Source organism: Clostridium tertium, assembly GCF_017873245.1.
GTDB lineage: Bacteria > Bacillota > Clostridia > Clostridiales > Clostridiaceae > Clostridium > Clostridium tertium.
On record NZ_JAGGJY010000001.1, the window covers coordinates 494925 to 514211 of the forward strand.

Consider the following 19287-nt stretch of genomic DNA (forward strand, 5'->3'; position numbering starts at 1 on the left):
ATAGGAATAAAGAATTGAACTTATTTAGTTGGAAAATTGAAAATATAATTAATAATATGTATAACAATTACATTTAATATAAAATATTGTATAATATATATATTAAATATTATATTTAAGCTTAATTGAAGGAGAAAGTATGTACAAGTATATGTATAAAGAAGCTCAAACTAATGGATTATTTAGAGAACCTTCAGATCATAGAGAGATTATAGATAAGTATAGTAAAGAAGGATGGAGATTTGTTACAGCAATACCTACAGAATTTTATAATAATAATGGCGAAATCAAGAAATTTGATTTAGTATTTGAAAAACAAATAAATGATTCGATATAAAAAATTAATTAAAGGATTGATATAAAATGGTAAGTATTAGAAGAGTGTCTATAGCGATTATAAAGATATATATGCTTAATAAAGAATTAGGTTATTTATATGAAGAAGAAAAAGTAAGGAAAAAAATTAAATATATAATTGAAAACAAGAAAGATATTATTTTAGTAGCTTACATAAATAATAATATAATTGGGTATATATATGGTAGTGAATATGAGTTACTATACTCAGATTCTTTAATAAATATTTTAGGATTTGTAGTTAAAGAATCTTATAGAAAAAATGGAGTAGGAAAAGCCTTAATAGATAAATTAGAAGAAATAGCAATAGAAAAGAAATATTCTGGAATAAGGCTAGTTTCAGGAATTGATAGGGAAGATGCACATAGATTTTATGAAAGAAATGGTTATATCTATAGAAAGGAACAGAAGAATTTTATTAAATTATTTAGTTAGATTTGTATTCTTATATTTTTATAGATGAATTTGAGTAAAATTTAATGTAAAAAGTATAAATTATAGAAATATATAGGATGGAAATAAAATGAGAAACTTTTTAAAGGTAATGAGAAGAACATTTTGTATTGTATTTGGTTTTATGATATTATTTTCCTTATTAAAATTTAATGATGATAGTATGATAATAGCATCTACAATTATTATAGTTTTACCTTACTCTTTTGTACATTTTTAATAATAGATCAAATTAGCTTTAAGAATAAATAATAAGCGTAGTAGTTGTATAATAAGAATTAAAAGACACTTTATAGTGTCCTTTAAGAAATGAAAACATTACCTTTACCAATTATAACAATTCTGTAATCTGGAAGTAAGGCTGTTAAGTTAAATTTATCAGATTTAGGAGTAAGACGAATAGATTGAACAAGAATTTGATTTTCATCAAACACTTGTAAATAAACACTATTAGATTCAGATATATTTTGGACTGTATATTTATTTTGAGGAGAAAAATTTAAGTCAGAAGCTTGATAAACACCTTCTTCAAATAAATTTACAGCGTAAGTAGATTGTGTAGAAGTACTAAAAAACAAAGATAATGAAATTATAAATACAAATATCGATTTTTTCATAATCTAACCACCTTTCATACTTATTTTAATCAAATATAAAATAAATATTCAATATGGTATTTAGATAAAGTTAAAAAATAAGAGATCAAGTAAGATATAAAATCTATATTAATATTTGATAGTCTGAATATGATTACTTTTAAGAATAGAAATAATTTATATCAGATATTATAGAGAGGTGGACTATAAAATCCACCATTTAATATTAGTTTATTATTAAAAAATTGTAAGAAATTAATTCATAATACTCTTAAAACCAAAAGCCTCCCCAGAAGTTATTAAATCCACAACATCTATTGAATCTACAACATCTACGGCAGCAACAACAACATCTGTTAAATCCCCAAAATGGCATATTATTCACCTCTCTATATATAATTTAATATATTCTCAATATCACATAAGTGTTACTAAGTATAGAGCAATATTTTCATGTTTAAATAATAATAAAGTAAGTTAATCACAATGAAATAGATAAATCTTATAACTAAGAGATGAGTTGAACTATAATAAACCTAATGATTTTAATAATAATTAATTTAATAAAATAATAGAGGAAGATTTTAAATGTATAGAGAATTATTAAATAGAATAAAAGTTAAATTTAATGATGTATATTTAATTCCTTATGAAAAGTTATTGAAGGATATAATGTAAGTTTTAACAATAATTTATTTAATGATATTATTAAATAGAATATATATGAATTAATTATAGATATAAATACAGAATTAATTGTGAATAGTTGGAGGGGGTCATTAATTATTATACAAATCAGGGGTATGGACTTTCAAATTTTTTTAGAATAAGGGGAAAAATAAATTTAAGTTAAAATCACATATAGGAGGAGTAAAAATGAAAGAAAATAAATATGATGATATAAGTTTTTTCAAAGAATATAAAAAAATGCCACGCTCAGTAAATGGATTAAAATCTGCTGGGGAATGGCATGAGTTAAAAAAGGTTTTGCCTAGCTTTACAGATAAACGAGTATTAGATTTAGGATGTGGCTTTGGATGGCACTGTAAATATGCAGCTGAACATGGGGCAAAAGCTGTAGTTGGGGTAGATATATCAGAGAATATGTTAAATGAAGCAAAGAGGATAAATAATTCTTCATTAATTGAATATACCAGAAAACCTATAGAAGATATAGATTACCAAGAAAATAGTTTTGATGTTGTAATTAGCTCTTTAGCATTTCATTATATAAAATCTTTTGATGATATTTGTAAAAAGGTAAATAGGTGTTTATCTAAAGGTGGGGATTTTGTCTTTTCAGTTGAACATCCAATATTTACAGCACATGGAAACCAAGATTGGTGCTATGATGAAGAGAAAAGTAAATTATATTGGCCAGTAGATAATTATTTTATAGAAGGAATTCGCAAAAGCAATTTTTTAGGTAAGGATGTTATGAAATATCATAAAACTTTGACAACTTATATAAATGGATTACTTATAAATGGGTTTGAAATAACAAATCTTATAGAACCAATGCCAGAGGAGTCAATGCTATTATGTAACACTGAAATGCAAGATGAACTTCGTAGACCAATGATGTTAATAATTTCTGCTAGAAAAAAAGATTAATAGTATTTAGTATTTTTTAGTACAAGAGGTTTTCAAAGTGAAGAAAAAGTTAGTTATAGTTAATGGAGCTATGGGTGTAGGTAAAACTACAACTTGTAAAGAGTTAAGTAAAAAACTTCAGAATTCTGTATGGCTTGATGGAGATTGGTGTTGGATGATTGATCCGTTTGTTGTTAATGAAGAAAATAAATGGATGGTAATAAATAATATAAATTCATCATCGTAAAATTGGTTTTATTTTTTATGATATTATTACAAGCTATATCAAGTTTTATATGGATATAAATAATAATATTTCATTAGGAGTGATAGAGTTAGCAGTAAAATTATAGAAAATATTCATTTACAATAGTATATATAAAAACCTAAAAGTTGATGGCTTCAGGATTTATATTTATAATTGAGCCTATGCTTAATATGAGATTTAGTGAAGTATTTTTAGATAGAGAAAATAAATGGACTGTCTATAATGTAGATTCTATGGTATAGCATCAACGGAAAGTTGTTGTACTAGTAACAGATAGTAGATATGAAACTTTAGAGGATTATAAGTAGAAAGAGGCGATAAAGATGGGGGATTATAAAATAATTCAAATAATACCAAATACGAAAGAAGTTTATTCTGAATATATTAGTGAAAAAAATGGAGATTTTACATTACCAATTGTATGCTTTGCTTTAGTTGAATATGATGATGGATCAAGAAAAGTAATTCCAATGGATATTGATGTAGATGGAACTGTTGGACCAAAAGGTAGCGATTTTATAGGAATTACTAATTACAAAATAGGGAAATTATAAAGTTTTTAGTAGAAGGAAAGTTTTTTACTTTCGATTTGTATGAATCGGATTTATTCATTTTATCTGAAAATAATAATTTAACTGTATAACATCTTATAGATAATTTGTTATAAAATTATCTATATTTGAAAACTAATTATTTAAAAATCATTGTATAATGTAAATAAAATGATTTTTAAATAATAATTAATTACGGGGAGGCAGATATGAGTAAGATAGATTTGCATATTCATTCATGTTTTAGTGATGATGGAGAATATACTCCAGAAGAAATTGTTGATAGAGCAATGAAAAATAATGTTGAAATAATTTCTATAAGTGATCACAATTCAGTAAAAGCTGTGGAAAGAGCTTTAAATTATAGTAGAGATAAAGATATAAAGGTTATACCAGGAATAGAAATAGATTGTACATTTAATGATATAAACCTACATTTACTTGGATACAATATAAATTATAAAGAAAAGGATTTCTATAATATTGAAGAAGATATTTTAAATCAAGAAAGAAAAGCTTCAAAAGAAAAGATAAGGTTAATAAAAGAATATACAGGTTTAAATATAAGTGAAGAGGAAGTTCTTGAAAAATCATCAAATGGAGTTGTTACTGGTGAGTTAATAGCTGAAATACTATTAAAAGATAATGAAAATAGAAATTCTGCTATATTAGAGCCATATTTACAAGGTGGAAGCAGAAGTGATATGCCTTATGTTAATTTTTATTGGGATTATTTTGCACAAGGAAAACCAGCTTATGTTCCGATAAAATTTATAAGTTTAAAAGAGTCAATTGAATTAGTTCATAAACATGGTGGTGAAGCTATAATTGCTCATCCAGGTAACAATTTAAGAGATAACTTAGATGAAATAGATGAATTAATAAAAGAAGGAATAGATGGTATAGAGGTTTTTAGTAGTTATCATACAAAAGGGCAAATAGATTACTTTTATGATAAGGCTTTAAAAAATAATATAATAATAACTTGCGGAAGCGATTTTCATGGAAAGACAAAACCTAATATAGAAATTGGAAAATTCAAATTTGAGCCGAAAGATGTTTCAATAGATAAAATATTAAAATAGAAGGCTTCGAATATGATGATAATCCGAAGTAGTTACTAGATGCAGCTATAATAGTTTGATAGTAGATTTTATCGAATAATCGTATTTATATCAGCTAGCTGCATCTCTTTTCATATGAAATTTAAAGATATGAAAAGAGGTTAGTTATGAACTATAATCAATTAAAACATCAATGGAAGTAAAATGCTTATTTAAATTTTTTACGATTTTTAAAAATAACATTAATTATGAAGGTAATAAATGTAGACTTTTTATTCATTTTGCATCTCTTATTAAAATTAATATTTGTTTAATATTACACCTTTGCAAATTGTATTTCATTGAATCGTTGATAATATAATGTTTTTATATTTGATCTTAAAAGATTAGTAAAGTTTTGTATAGATTCTTATGTGATTTTATAGTTTAAATTAGATAAAAGTACTACATAAATAATAAGTAAAATTAATTTGAATAATATTGGATAATTATTGGAAAAAATGGGTTACAAAAAGAAGTATAAAAGAAAGTAGTTATGAAGATAGTTAAAAGTAAATTTATGTTTATTCATAAATAAGAGATTGGATTTCATTAAAAATATAAGTGAGTAAATTATATAAATATTTAAATTAAAGAATACACTAAATTAATATATTTTATGCCTTTTGGTGGAAGTCTTACGGTTAATAAGAATTTTTTTTGTTAAAATATTTATTTTAAACACCTATAATAGTGTATCGAATAAAAAATATAAAAATATAATATACATTATTAATGAATTTTCGAGGGGTTATATGAATAGGGGAAAAAATAATAAACAAAGTAAAAAGAAGAATACTAAAAAAAGAGAAGTTGATTTATTTCCTGCACTTAAAAATACTGTCGATGGAGATAGGTATGGTTATATAAATAAAGATGGTGAGGTAATAATTCCGTTTAAGTTTACAAGAGCATATGATTTTAACGAATTTGGATTAGCAATAATTAAGGAAAATAACAAGTTTGGAATAATTGATATTAAGGGAAATTACAATGTAAATCCTCAATTTGATAATATAAATCCATATAAAGAAGGAAGGGCAATTTATACTGAAAAATCTAAAATGGGGGTTTTGGATGAAAAAGGAAATAAGTTAAGGGAGGTAGTCTACGATTATATAGGAAACTACAACGATGGATATGCAGTTGTAACTAAAATAAATGGTAAAAGCTCTAAATATGGATATATTGATTTAGATGGAAAGGAAATTACTGAAGTTAAATATATGCATGCAAATGATTTTAATGATGGCTTTGGATTGATAAAGATCAAAGATAGGGAATTTGCATTAATAGATACACAAGGTAATATTAGTAATACTTATAATTTTGAATATGTTGGGTCATATGGAGAAGACTTAATGGTATTTTCAATATTATTAGGTGGCCCATATGGATATATAAATAGAGATGGAGAAATAGTTATTAGTCCGATTTATTGTGATGCCAAAGGATTTAATGATGGGGTAGCAGTAGTCAGTAGAAGTAACAACAACATAATCTGTACACATGGAGTTATTGACAAATTAGGAAGGCAGATTTATGGTGAGATATATAGTGATATAAAACATTTAGGTGAGGGGAAGATAGCTTTAGGTTTACCAATAGGAGATAATAGTATATTTCCAAGAAGTATTTATGCTATAGGAGATTCACTAGGAACTCTTTTAACAAAATTTATTTATCTCAATATTGGTATGTATATAAATGGGTTATCATATGGATCTGATGATAAAAAAACATTTTTTTTAGATAGGTATGGAAGAATAGTAAAAAATCTACCAATGGTTTATGGAAGTGGTGAACTTAGAGCTAAAGGTGGAATTATACATGCTAATATAGATTACTCTCCTTATTATTTAGATAAAAATAATAAATTTATTTATCAGCCTAATAAAGAATTTCCTTTAGACAAAAAATATTCATTAATAATTGATAAGTATAAACCTAATATTAATTATCTCATATATATTCCACAAGTGAAAGGGATACATGATGAAAATATAGAAAAAGAAGTTAATTCAAAATTACGAAAAATATCATTTTATATACCAGCAAAAGAAGAAGTAATAGATAATGAGCCTAATATTATAGAGGATCAGGTATTATCATATAATTACTACGGAAATTTTCAAATATTATTTTACAAAGATAATTCATTAATAATAGATCTATTAGGATACTATTATTCATTAGGAGCAGTTAATGGAACACCAATAAGAAAAACATGTGCGATTGACTTATTAACAGGAAGATTTTATAAGCTAAAAGATTTATTTAAAAGTGATACAAATTGGAGAGCAATTTTAAATAAGATAATAAGTGGATTTATAGAAAATGATCCTAGTTATGAATATGTTTTTCCTGGTTCATTTAAAGGAATATCAGAGAGTCAAGACTTTTATATAGATAAAGATAATTTATATATTTATTATCCTCCATATAAAATAGGGCCTTATTCTGCTGGGGTTATTACTTTTAAAATACCATTTACTCAAATAGAGGCTTATTTAAATAGCCAAGGAGATTTTTATAAAAAGTTTAATGGATAGGAATAAGAAGCATATTGGAATTTTAGAATTCTTATATGCTTTTTTATTACTATAATTAGATAATATCTTAAATAATATACTCGTAAATGATGATAAATAAAATAAAAAAAACTAAGGAAACAATATAAACCTAAAGAATAATATATATTATAATCAAATAAACAAAAGATATTTAGAAAGTGGGGACTAAGATGAACTATAATAATTCAAATTACAGTTATGAAGATTATTTTAAAACAATGAGCATGAATAATGAAAATTGTTCATGTAATAATCAAGAACAATATGATAATCAAGAATATATAGTAAATATAGAAGAAAGATTACCTAATATAAATCCTGATTTACAAAATTCATCTCAAATGAAACCAAATAATTCAAGAAACATAGATATGTTTCAAGGTGTTCAAAATAATCAATATAATCAAGAATTAATGAAATCACAAGGGATGCAATCTTTTCAAGGATTCCAAAATTTCGAAGTGACTCAAGAAATGAACTCAGTACAAGGAATGCACCGTCCTATGCAATGTTCAGGAAAACTTCAATGTAAGAATCGAAACAAGGTAATTCAAATACCAGGACAAGTAAGAAAATATAATCAGCATTGTAATATAAATGGTAAAAATTTTATTATTAATAATAAAAATTTCTTTAATAGATATTTTACTAGATATAATCACTTTTTTATAAATGATTGCAATTATATAAAAGATCATTTATGTGATTGTAATATTATTCATTTTTCATCTCAAACTATTTATAAGGGATGTAAATATCTAGGATCAAATACAGTAGTTGCAAATAAATGTAATAAAAAATTTAATAATAATTGTTGTTTTAATAATAACTTCTAATTATCTTTATTTTGGTTTTGTAGTACTACTATATTTTATGGTAGTGCTACAATTTATCATCTTTCAACAATATAAATCCACTTCTAAATAGAGATAAAAGCTAGGCTTATTCAAGTCTAGCTTTATTTATATTACTACTTTTTACTTAATACTTTCTTTCCACCTACTTACAAATTCATCAAGAATTTCATGTAGAGTTTTTCCTATAATAGTATAATCTTCATCTCTTAAATTTGCTAAAGAAATTCTTATAGACCATTCTGGACCTTGAAAGCCAGATCCACTTAATAATACAATGGATGATTCTTGAGCTAATCTATATAATACCTCAACTGGTTTATAACTGCTTTCAAGATAATTTGCAAATCCTGAACCATAATTGTAATTTGCCCACTCTAATAAGTCAAATTCCGTATAATAAGCTGCATCATTTATATCTTTTCTTAAGCTTAGGCCAAGACTATCAAATAGTAATTTTTGACGTCTATGACATATTTCTATAGTTTGTTTTTTATATATATTTTCATCATCTAATAATGCAAATGCACAAAAAAATGCCATTTGCACTTGTTGGGGTGTAGAAAGGCCTGCTGTATGGTTTAAGGCGACCTGTCTGCTATCTGCAACTATCCTATCAATGAAAGGTATAGTTTCTGGGTTTAATTTCATATCACCATATCTTCTATTTAAAATTTTCTTTTTATCTTTTGATAATTCTTTCAAAAGTTTATCATATATATTTTTTTCATGAATAGCTATAGTCCCTAATCTCCATCCTGTAACTCCAAAATATTTAGAAAAGGAATAAACTCCTATAGTGTTATAAGGCAAATCGGCCATTAATGATCTAAACTCAGGAACGAACGTACTATAAACATCATCAGAAATTATCATTATATCTTTATTATATTCATTTATAATAGAAACTAGGTTTTTTCTGCACTTAGTGCTTAATGAAACAGAAGGTGGATTACTTGGATTCACTATAAATAAAGCTTTTATAGAATTATCTTTAAGTTTCTCTAATTCATATAATGGATATTGCCAAGTATGTGTACCATCAGTTGTTGTTTCAGTAGCTTTTATAGGAACTATTTCTAAATCATATCTAGGTAAAACAGGTATTTCTAGATAAGGAGTAAAAATTGGTACCATTATTGCTATTTTATCTTTAGGGTTAAGAAGCATATTTGATCGTAAAGTATCAAATATATAACACATTGCTGCAGTAGCTCCTTCTACTGCAAAAATATTAAATTTACCACTTGGAGGCTTATTGTAACACATTTCTTGTACTAAATAATCATGAACTATTTCTTCAATATGATACAGCATTCTATCTGGCACAGGATAGTTATCTCCAATAATTGCATCCGTTAATTCATATAAGTAATCATCAGCATTAAAGCTTTTTTCATTTATTCCATATTCAATTATTTTTTTTAGTAATTCTGTCCCTGGTAAAATATTATTTTTATCTATAAATTCTATGAATCTATTATAAATACCATTTTTTTTAGGCATTCCAGCTAAATCACCATTATTAATATCTTTTTTAGTTTCATCAACAGCAAAAAGACCAAATGTAAAAAAAGCTTCTCTAGGAGTAGATGCTGTCCAATTTGGATTTCCCCTACCAGCGTCTAAAAGAATACGGGCTGTTTTTTCATTTTCACCATTAGCTAGTTCTATTAACCTATTTTTAAATTCAAATGGACTTATTTTACCATAAATTTTTTCGATTTCTTCACGCTGTAAGTTTTTGTCCATAGTTTTTCTCCTTAAATAAAAGTTTTATCTTATTTTTTGTTATGAATTAAAATATTATTCCTTTAATATAGATGAATTAATAATATAAAAAATTAATACTAACAATTTATATAAAAATTAAACTTAAATGTAATTATTTATTGAAACATATTTACAATAAATAATAAAGATTATATAATTATATAAAATAATATCTTATTAAGAGTGGTGGAGGGACTGGCCCTTTGAAACCCAGCAACCTGCTTTCTAGTGTGGTGCTAAATCCTACAGATTTTTCTGAAAAATAAGAGTAATAGAGTTTGTATATAATCCTTTCTTATTTTAGAAGGGATTTTTTTATTGATATTAGTTGTGTATATAATATTTAGAGTTATTAAAGGGGGGCTGTATAATGAAGAGAGATTTTGAAATAGTAAAAGACTTAGAAAAAAGAATTTTAGTAATAGATGGGGCAATGGGAACTAATATTCAATCATTTATGTTAAAAGAAGCTGATTATAGAGGAGATTTATTAAAAGAATTTCCTATAGATCAAAAGGGAAATAATGATTTATTGAGTATAACAAAGCCAGAAGTAATTGATGAAATACATCGAGGATTTTTAGATGTAGGTGCAGATATAATAGAAACTAATACATTAAATTCAAATAGAATATCACAAAGTGATTTTGGACTTGAAAATTTAGTTTATGATTTAAATTATAAAAGTGCAAAGCTAGCTAAAATGGCTTGTGATGATTTTTCTAAAAAGGATGGTAAAAAAAGATATGTAGCAGGATCTATAGGGCCAACCAATAGAATGGCATCATTATCTCCAAATGTTGAAGACCCAGGATATAGAAATATATCTTTTGACCAGTTAAAAGATGCATATGTAGAACAAATAGGTGCTTTAATTGATGGAGGTATTGATTTAGTTTTAATAGAAACAATTTTTGATTCCTTAAATGCAAGAGCTGCTATTATGGCTGCAAATGATATTTTCAGGTTGAAAAATAAAATCCTTCCTATAATGGTATCTGGAACAATATCAGATAAATCAGGAAGAATTTTATCTGGACAAAATCTTTTAGCTTTTGCTGCTTCTATGAAAAACGAAAATATCATTTCAATAGGACTAAACTGCTCTTTTGGAGCGAGAGATTTAAATCAATTTATAAAAGAGTTATCAGAAACCCAGGATCTATTTGTATCAGTTTACCCAAATGCAGGATTGCCTAATGAATTAGGGTTTTATGATGAGTCACCTGAAATAACATCAAAGTGTATTGAAGAAATGTTAAAAGAAGGATATCTAAATATAGTAGGCGGATGCTGTGGGACTACTTATGAACATATAAAAGCAATTGCAAATATATCTAAAAACTATAAACCAAGAATTGTAAAAGGAATTGAAATAGAAAGTGTATATAGTGGATTAGAAATAACCAAGGTGAATAAAGAAAGTAATTTTATTAATATTGGAGAAAGAACGAATGTTTCAGGATCTTTAAGATTTGCACGACTTATTAGGGAAAAGAAATATGAAGAAGCTCTTTCTATTGCTAAAGAGCAAGTTGAAAATGGTGCTCAAATAATAGATATAAATTTTGATGATGGGCTTTTAGATAGTGAAAAAGAAATGGATTATTTTTTAAAACTTTTAGCTTCAGAACCTGATATTTCAGCTAAACCTATAATGATTGATTCATCAAGATGGGAAGTTATAGAAAAAGGTCTTAAAGTAATTCAAGGGAAGCATATAGTGAATTCTATTTCTTTAAAAAATGGAGAAGAAGATTTTCTAAAGAAGGCAAAGATTATTAAAGATTTTGGTGCAGCAGTAGTAGTAATGGCTTTTGATGAAAAAGGTCAAGCAGATAATTATGAAAAGAAGATAAGTATATGTAAAAGAGCTTATGATCTTTTAGTGAATAAAGTTAATTTTCCACCAGAAGATATAATATTTGATCCGAATATTTTAGCAATAGCAACAGGGATTGAAGAACATAATAACTATGCTTTAGATTTTATAAATGCAACTAAATGGATAAAAGAAAATCTACCATATTCTAAGGTTTCAGGTGGAGTTAGTAATTTATCATTTTCTTTTAGAGGTAATAATAAAATAAGAGAAGCTATGCATTCAGTTTTCTTATATCATGCTATAAAAAATGGTATGGATATGGGGATTGTGAATCCAAGTATGATTCAGATATATGACGATATTCCAAAAGATTTACTTAAATTAGTTGAAGATGTTATTTTAAATAGTTCTGAAGATGCAAGTGAAAAACTTTTAGAAGCTGCTACTTTATATAAAAATGATTTAAGAGAAGGCGGAGAAAGTAAAGAGGATTGGAGAAACTTAACTTGCAAAGAAAAACTAGAATACTCTATAGTCAAAGGAATTACTAATTATATAGAAGAAGATTTAAAAGAATCATTAAATTTATATGATAGGACTTTAGATATAATAGAAGGCCCTTTAATGGATGGTATGAAAAAAGTAGGAGAACTTTTTGGAGATGGAAAAATGTTTTTGCCTCAAGTAGTAAAATCAGCACGAGTTATGAAAAAAGGAGTTTCATACCTAACGCCGTATATAAATAGTGAAAAAGATGGTGAGTTTACTCGGGATGGAAAAATATTAATAGCTACTGTAAAAGGTGATGTTCATGATATAGGAAAGAATATAGTTGGAGTTGTTTTATCTTGTAATAACTTTGAAGTTATAGATTTAGGTGTCATGGTTCCGTGCGAAGAAATAATAGATAAAGCAATTAAGGAAAATGTTGATATAATTGGGTTAAGTGGATTGATAACTCCATCCTTAAGTGAAATGATAACAGTAGCAAAGGAAATGGAAAAAAGAAATTTAAATATTCCACTTATAATTGGTGGTGCAACTACATCTAAAGTTCATACAGCATTAAAAATAGATCCTAATTATAGTGGACCAGTAATATATGGATATGATGCATCTAAAACTGTTGAAATTTGTAAGATATTAGTATCAAAAGAAAAAAATAAATTTATAAAGAAAACTAAAGAGGATTACAGGTTACAAAGAGAAAATTATGAAAAAGTAAAACTTGAATTTATTTCATTAGAAGAAGCAAGAAAAAATAAATTAAAAATAGATTGGAAAAATACTCTTATTAAAAAACCTAATTTTTTAGGTGTGAAAGAAATTTATGATTATACTATAAAAGATTTGAGGCCTTTTATAGATTGGAGTTTCTTTTTTTCAGCTTGGGGAATGAAAATGAAATTTCCACAAATTTTAGAAGACAATAGCTATGGTAAAGAAGCCAACAAAATATATTATGATGCAAATAAATTATTGGATGATTTAGAAAATAGCAAAATAGTGAAACTAAAAGGAGTATTTGGGTTATTTAAAGCAAGTTCTGCTGAAGATGATATAAGGATTTTTGATAAAGATAATAATTTAATAGAAACTTTTAATATGTTTAGACAACAAAAGAAAAATAAAAATAATATAAACCTTTCTTTAAGCGACTATATAGCTCCGGAGGGATTAGAAATTGATGATTATATTGGTGCATTTTTAGTAACAAGTGGAACTGAGGCTAGAGAGTATGCTAATAACTTAAGAGAAAATGGAGATGACTATAATTCTATACTTTTAAGCTTTATATGTGATAGGCTAGCAGAAGCTTTTGCAGAAAAATTGCATTTTGATGTTAGAAAGAGCTATTGGGGATATTCAAGTAATGAGAATTTAAATTATGATGAGTTACTTTCTGGGAAGTATAGGGGAATAAGACCAGCCGTAGGTTATCCATCAATAAAGGATCAAAAAGAAATAAGAAAGATATTTAAGTTATTAAATGGAGAAGAAGCAACTGGAGTAAAAGTTACGGAAAGTAATATGATGGATCCCCCATCATCAGTTTGTGGGTTATATTTTGCAAATAGTGAAGCTAAATATTTTGATGTTTATAAAATAGATTACAATCAATTAGAAGATTATGCTAAAAGAAATAATTCAGATCTAGAGGAATTAAAAAATAGATTACCAAATATATTAATATAATTACTTACAAAAAAAGAAAACTTATAAAGAATTAATAAACTTTATAAGTTTTCTTTTTTATTTTAATATTAAGGGTTTAACTTTATTGAAATCTCCATCTAATATTGTGTAATTACTATCAATTTCATGAACTAAATTGGGAGACAAATTAGAATGAATATATAAGGTATTTAAATTTACTTCTTTTGCACCTTGTATATCACAAGTATAATCATTTCCAATCATTATACTCTCCATTGGATTTAAATTATATTTTTCTATTAATGAATTATAAAAAAACTTATCAGGTTTGCATACACAAAAATCCGAAGAAAACAGTATTCCATCAAAATATTTATCTATGCCTAGTAACTTCATTTCGTAAAGAGTAAAAACTTTTTGAGCATTAGATAGCAGATATACATTTTTATTTTTAGATTTTAGTGACTCTAATAATTCAATAACACCATTATAAAGAGATAATTTATTTACTGATAATACTCTAAATATTTGTGCTGTATCTTTAATAGTATCAGAACTTGGGAAAATCCCCTTTTTATTGAATAATTCTTTAAATATTTCTTCTATATTGAAATCAGGATAATTTGTATTTGTATTTAACTTTAATTTAGTATTTACTAATTGCATGTATTTATCTTTTAATTCATTACTAGAATAATTTGCCTCTTGATATGAATAGAATAGAGATAATTTTTCCCAAAGTATCAGAGAATCTTCATTTGTATTTATATTAACCAAAGTTCCATACAAATCAAATATATAATTTTTAAACATATAAGCCTCCCATATTAAGTTATATATTATTTACTTCTTTTAATAATTCATAAATCCTTTAATTAATATATAAGTTATATAAGAATTGTATTTTCAAACAAAAATGTGCTTATTTAATTTATATTTAATACTAATATTTTTATTCCATAATATGGACTGATATATTTATTAGTGATAAACTTAATGAAAAAGGAGGCTATAATATGAAATTAGAAATAAGTAAATATTTGAAAGATATAAAACCTATTTTAAATGAACTTTTAGAAGAATTGCTAAAGGAATTTAAATATGTATCAATTTTGGCAACAGATTCTTTTGGTAAGAAGTTTATTGTATCTAAAAATACAGTAAGTATAAATGATGGGGCATTTATAGAAAGAGGTTTTGTTGTAAAAGTTTATAATGGTGTAAATTATTCAGAGTATGCTTTTAATTATATTAATAAAGAAAATTTTAATAGCATAATCGAAGAAATAAAAAAGAATTCAAAAAATTCTCTTGATGATAATATAAATATTTATAAAGTTATAGATGAAGATGAGGTAAAATTCTCTAAAGGAACAGAAATAAAACTTCATCCTAAAGATATTACTGATAAAAACATATTAGAATCACTATCAAAAATAAAGGATGAAGGATTATCATTAAGTGAAAATGTAGTAGATTTTAGGGTGTTTTATGAATATATGAACGTCAATAAGATATTTTTATCTTCCAAGAAAGACTTAGAACAAAGTTTAATGTGGGGAAATGGGATGTGCCTTTGTATAGCTGCTGATGATAATGGAAATAAAATTGGAACAAGAATTTTTTCAGGGGCTAAAGGTGGAGAATTATTAAATGATATGAATGGTGTTGCAAATGAACTTGTTGATGAAACAGTGAAACTACTAAGTGCAAAAAAGATAGTTCCAGGAGAATATGATGTTATATGCACTCCAGATATAACAGGATTAATAGTACATGAAGCTTTTGGACATGGTGTAGAAATGGATATGTTCTTAAAAGACAGAGCAAAGTCTAAAGACTTTATGGAAGAATATGTTGCATCAGATATAGTTACAATGCATGATGGAGCTGCATCTATAGAAGAAACTGGATCTTATTTCTTTGATGATGAAGGAAATATGGCTAGTGATACTATAATAATTAAAGATGGTGTATTAAAAACAGGAATAAATGATAGCTTAACAGCTTTATCTTTAAATGAAAAGCCTACTGGTAATGGAAGAAGACAAAGTTTTGATAGAAAAGCTTATTCAAGAATGACAAATACTTATATTGAATACGGGAATAGTACTGTAGAAGAAATGATAAAATCAGTAAAGTATGGATTTTTAATAGATTCAGCAGAAAGTGGAATGGAAGATCCGAAAAATTGGGGAATACAATGTATTGCAAATGTAGGAAAAGAAATAAAGGATGGCAAATTAACAGGAAATATCTTTTCGCCTATAATAATTACAGGCTATGTTCCAGATCTATTAAAATCTATTTCAATGATATCTAGTGAGTTTGGAACTAGTGGTACAGGATACTGTGGAAAAGGATACAAGGAATGGGTTAAAGTTTCGGCAGGTGGACCTTATATAAAATGTAAGGCTAGACTAGGATAGAGGTGAATTGTATGATAGATTTAATTAAAGAATTATTGAAGAAACATAAGATAGAAGAATATATAATTTCAGAAACTGAATTTGAAGATGTAGAACTTTACTTTATAAAAGATTCGCTTGATATGAAGAGATCAAAGCATTTATTGAATTATTCAGTAAAAATATTTAATAATTTCAATGAAGATGGAGAAAATTTTAAAGGAGATACTACATTAACTATATATCCTTCAATGACTAAAGAAGAAATAGATAAAGCTATTGGAGAAGGATATTATATTGCCTCATTAGTAAAAAATAAATATTATGATTTACCTAGAGGAAGTAAAAATGAAAAGATTTTAATTAAAAGCAAACTTTCTGAAAGCACTTTAGAAGAGAGTGCTATTAAGTTAAGAAAAGCACTTTTTAAAAATAATAATATAGATAAAGGATTTATTAATTCAGCAGAAATTTTTGTTGAAAAGGTAAGGAAGAAAATAGTAGGATCTAACGGAACTGATATAGAATATATAAAGTATAGCACTAATGGAGAATATGTAACTCAATGGATAGATAAAGAAGATGTAGAGTTATATAATAGCTTTAGATATAATGATTTAGAAGATGATGAATTAGCTTTACAAGTTAAAGAATCTATTTTAAATACCGGCTATAGAGAAAAGAGTTTAAATCCACCGAAGACAGGTTCTTATAATGTGATTTTATCAGGTGAAGAAGTAAAAACATTATTAAGTTATTATCTAGAGAACTCTGAAGCCTCAATGATTTATCAAGGATACTCAAATTTCAAAATAAATAGTAGTGTTCAAGGAAATGACATAAAAGGAGATAAAATAAACATTAAACTAACATCTAGCGTACCGTTTAGTAATGAAGGTGTTAAATTAATAGATAGAACTTTAATTGATAATTGTGAATTAAAGAGTATATATGGATCTTCTAGATTTATGAACTATTTAAATTTAGAGCCAGTTGGAGAATACGATGGTGCAATAATATCAGCAGGAAATATCTCATTTAATGATATGATCAATAATGGAGATCTTCATATTATAAAATTTTCAGATTTCCAGATGGATGCATTAACAGGAGATTTTTTTGGAGAAATTAGACTTGCCTTATTAAAAGATGGGGATAATTTAATTCCTTTAACTGGAGGATCACTATCTGCTAATATAAGGGATTTTCAAAGTGATTTTATTTTATCCAAAGAAGTTCAAAATTTAGATTCTTATAAAATGCCATTAGCTATAAAGTTAAATAGTGTAGAAATTTCAGGAAAATAGAGGAAAGGGCTGAATATATAGCCCTTTTCAAATTTATCTAAGATATTTAAGATATATAGAAAAATCTATCAATTTGAATATATAGATTTTTAGTGTATTATATAAATAGTGAAACAAATGAATGCAAAGGAGAATTATTATGAAGACTTTAGTAATCAATTGCGGAAGCTCATCTTTAAAGTATCAATTAATCGATATGGAAACAGAAAATTCCTTAGTACAAGGATTAGTAGAAAGAATAGGAATTGAGGGTTCTATATTAACTCAAAAAGTTGAAGGAAAAGATAAATATATTATTAAAGAATCTATGCCAAATCATAAAGCAGCTATTAAATTAGTTTTAGAAGCTTTGGTTAACAAAGATCATGGTGTTATTAAATCAATGGATGAAATTGCTGCTGTTGGACACAGAGTAGTTCATGGAGGAGAAAAGTATTCTCATTCAGTTATAATAGATGATACTGTATTAGACTCAATTAGAGATTGTATATCACTTGCCCCACTTCACAATCCACCAAATATAATTGGTATTGAAGCCTGCATGGAACTTATGCCAAATACACCAATGGTAGCAGTATTTGATACAGCATTCCATCAAACTATGCCAAAGGAAGCTTATATATGTCCACTACCGTATGAACTTTATGAAAAGTATGGTATAAGAAAATATGGATTTCATGGTACATCACATAAATATGTATCTCAAAAAGTTGCAGATGCAATGGGAAAAGATATAAAGGATTTAAATATTATAACATGTCACTTAGGTAACGGATGTTCATTAGCAGCAGTAAAGGGCGGAAAATCAATAGATACTTCTATGGGCTTTACACCTTTAGCAGGCGTAATGATGGGAACTAGATCAGGAAGTATAGATCCATCAGTTATTAGTTTCCTTTCAGAACAACATGGATATAAAATTAGTGATATAGATGAATTACTAAATAAAAAATCTGGAGTTTTAGGTATTTCAGGAGTATCTTCAGACTTTAGAGATGTTATTGAGGCAGCTAATAAAGGAAATGAAAGAGCAAAGCTTGCACTAGATATATTCCATTATAAAGTTAGAGCTCAAATTGCAGCATACGCAGGAATTATGGGTGGAGTAGATGTTATAGTATTTACTGCTGGTATAGGAGAAAACTCCTCTTTAACTAGAAAAGAATGCTTAAATGGACTTGAATTCTTAGGATTTAATATCGATGATGAGAAGAATGCCGTAAGAGGTGAAATTCAAGAAATATCAACTAAAGATTCAAAAGTAAAAGTTTATGAAATTCCAACTAACGAAGAGCTTATGATTGCTAGAGATACGGTTAAGTTAATAAATAAATAGTAGCTAAATTTAATTGAAAAAGTAAATATAATTTATAAAAGCAGATCTTATTTAAATGAAAATTTTATAATATGTAGTTGAAGGAATAAAAACTCTTATTATAGTGATGAAGTTTATATAAAGATCTGTTTTT

The 19287-nt window shown here is 26.0% G+C and carries 15 protein-coding genes, 1 pseudogene and 1 riboswitch; of the genes and pseudogenes, 13 read left to right on the forward strand and 3 right to left on the reverse strand.

The window, feature by feature from the left end:
• Positions 1 to 139: 139 nt before the first annotated feature.
• From J2Z25_RS02350 to J2Z25_RS02360, 3 genes are all read left to right on the forward strand, one after another.
• Entirely contained in the window at positions 140 to 337 is a 198-nt protein-coding gene (locus J2Z25_RS02350) for a DUF4177 domain-containing protein (protein ID WP_209738021.1), read from the forward strand.
• Between the two features lie 26 nt (positions 338 to 363).
• A complete protein-coding gene (locus tag J2Z25_RS02355; protein WP_209738024.1) occupies positions 364 to 792 on the forward strand; it encodes a GNAT family N-acetyltransferase in 429 nt (142 codons plus the stop codon).
• A gap of 88 nt (positions 793 to 880) precedes the next feature.
• On the forward strand, positions 881 to 1030 hold the full coding sequence (locus tag J2Z25_RS02360; protein WP_176494859.1) for a hypothetical protein: 150 nt from the start codon (positions 881 to 883) through the stop codon (positions 1028 to 1030).
• Between the two features lie 82 nt (positions 1031 to 1112).
• Here J2Z25_RS02360 and J2Z25_RS02365 read toward each other — a convergent pair whose 3' ends face one another.
• Positions 1113 to 1427, reverse strand: coding sequence for a hypothetical protein (locus tag J2Z25_RS02365; RefSeq protein WP_209738026.1), 315 nt, complete (start codon positions 1425 to 1427; stop codon positions 1113 to 1115).
• 855 nt (positions 1428 to 2282) lie between these two features.
• Here J2Z25_RS02365 and J2Z25_RS02370 point away from each other — a divergent pair.
• The 6 genes and pseudogenes from J2Z25_RS02370 (at position 2283) to J2Z25_RS02395 (ending at position 8330) form a co-directional block, all read left to right on the forward strand.
• The gene (locus J2Z25_RS02370; RefSeq protein ID WP_209738027.1) at positions 2283 to 3020 is read left to right on the forward strand and encodes a class I SAM-dependent methyltransferase; all 738 of its coding nucleotides are present in this window, start codon (positions 2283 to 2285) and stop codon (positions 3018 to 3020) included.
• A 37-nt stretch (positions 3021 to 3057) separates the two neighbouring features.
• Positions 3058 to 3231 (forward strand): annotated as a pseudogene (locus J2Z25_RS02375) (AAA family ATPase); the annotation flags it as partial.
• 359 nt (positions 3232 to 3590) lie between these two features.
• Positions 3591 to 3821 (forward strand): hypothetical protein, encoded by a 231-nt coding sequence (locus J2Z25_RS02380; protein WP_209738031.1) that lies wholly within the window; start codon positions 3591 to 3593, stop codon positions 3819 to 3821.
• 206 nt (positions 3822 to 4027) lie between these two features.
• Positions 4028 to 4903 carry a PHP domain-containing protein gene (locus tag J2Z25_RS02385; protein ID WP_209738034.1) on the forward strand — a complete coding sequence of 292 codons (876 nt, stop codon included), beginning with the start codon at positions 4028 to 4030 and terminating at the stop codon, positions 4901 to 4903.
• 773 nt (positions 4904 to 5676) lie between these two features.
• Positions 5677 to 7473 carry a WG repeat-containing protein gene (locus tag J2Z25_RS02390; RefSeq protein ID WP_245173031.1) on the forward strand — a complete coding sequence of 599 codons (1797 nt, stop codon included), beginning with the start codon at positions 5677 to 5679 and terminating at the stop codon, positions 7471 to 7473.
• A 191-nt stretch (positions 7474 to 7664) separates the two neighbouring features.
• On the forward strand, positions 7665 to 8330 hold the full coding sequence (locus tag J2Z25_RS02395; protein ID WP_209738038.1) for a hypothetical protein: 666 nt from the start codon (positions 7665 to 7667) through the stop codon (positions 8328 to 8330).
• 141 nt (positions 8331 to 8471) lie between these two features.
• On the opposite strand, the gene aspD is transcribed toward J2Z25_RS02395, so the two are convergent.
• Positions 8472 to 10100, reverse strand: a complete 1629-nt coding sequence (gene aspD / locus J2Z25_RS02400) for an aspartate 4-decarboxylase (RefSeq protein WP_209738039.1) — start codon at positions 10098 to 10100, stop codon at positions 8472 to 8474.
• Between the two features lie 192 nt (positions 10101 to 10292).
• A riboswitch (SAM riboswitch) is annotated at positions 10293 to 10390 on the forward strand.
• Positions 10391 to 10491: 101 nt separating this feature from the next.
• Between aspD and metH the strand changes: the two genes are divergently transcribed.
• On the forward strand, positions 10492 to 14142 hold the full coding sequence (gene metH, locus J2Z25_RS02405; protein ID WP_209738041.1) for a methionine synthase: 3651 nt from the start codon (positions 10492 to 10494) through the stop codon (positions 14140 to 14142).
• A 57-nt stretch (positions 14143 to 14199) separates the two neighbouring features.
• Here metH and J2Z25_RS02410 read toward each other — a convergent pair whose 3' ends face one another.
• Positions 14200 to 14916, reverse strand: a complete 717-nt coding sequence (locus tag J2Z25_RS02410) for an HAD family hydrolase (RefSeq protein WP_209738043.1) — start codon at positions 14914 to 14916, stop codon at positions 14200 to 14202.
• Between the two features lie 203 nt (positions 14917 to 15119).
• On the opposite strand from J2Z25_RS02410, the gene J2Z25_RS02415 reads away from it, so the two are divergent.
• The 3 genes from J2Z25_RS02415 to J2Z25_RS02425 all read left to right on the forward strand — a co-directional run bounded on the left by J2Z25_RS02415 (position 15120) and on the right by J2Z25_RS02425 (position 19154).
• On the forward strand, positions 15120 to 16532 hold the full coding sequence (locus J2Z25_RS02415) for a TldD/PmbA family protein (protein WP_209738045.1): 1413 nt from the start codon (positions 15120 to 15122) through the stop codon (positions 16530 to 16532).
• 11 nt (positions 16533 to 16543) lie between these two features.
• A complete protein-coding gene (locus J2Z25_RS02420; RefSeq protein WP_209738046.1) occupies positions 16544 to 17818 on the forward strand; it encodes a metallopeptidase TldD-related protein in 1275 nt (424 codons plus the stop codon).
• Positions 17819 to 17957: 139 nt separating this feature from the next.
• Positions 17958 to 19154, forward strand: coding sequence for an acetate kinase (locus J2Z25_RS02425; RefSeq protein ID WP_209738048.1), 1197 nt, complete (start codon positions 17958 to 17960; stop codon positions 19152 to 19154).
• The last annotated feature ends 133 nt before the right edge of the window (positions 19155 to 19287 follow it).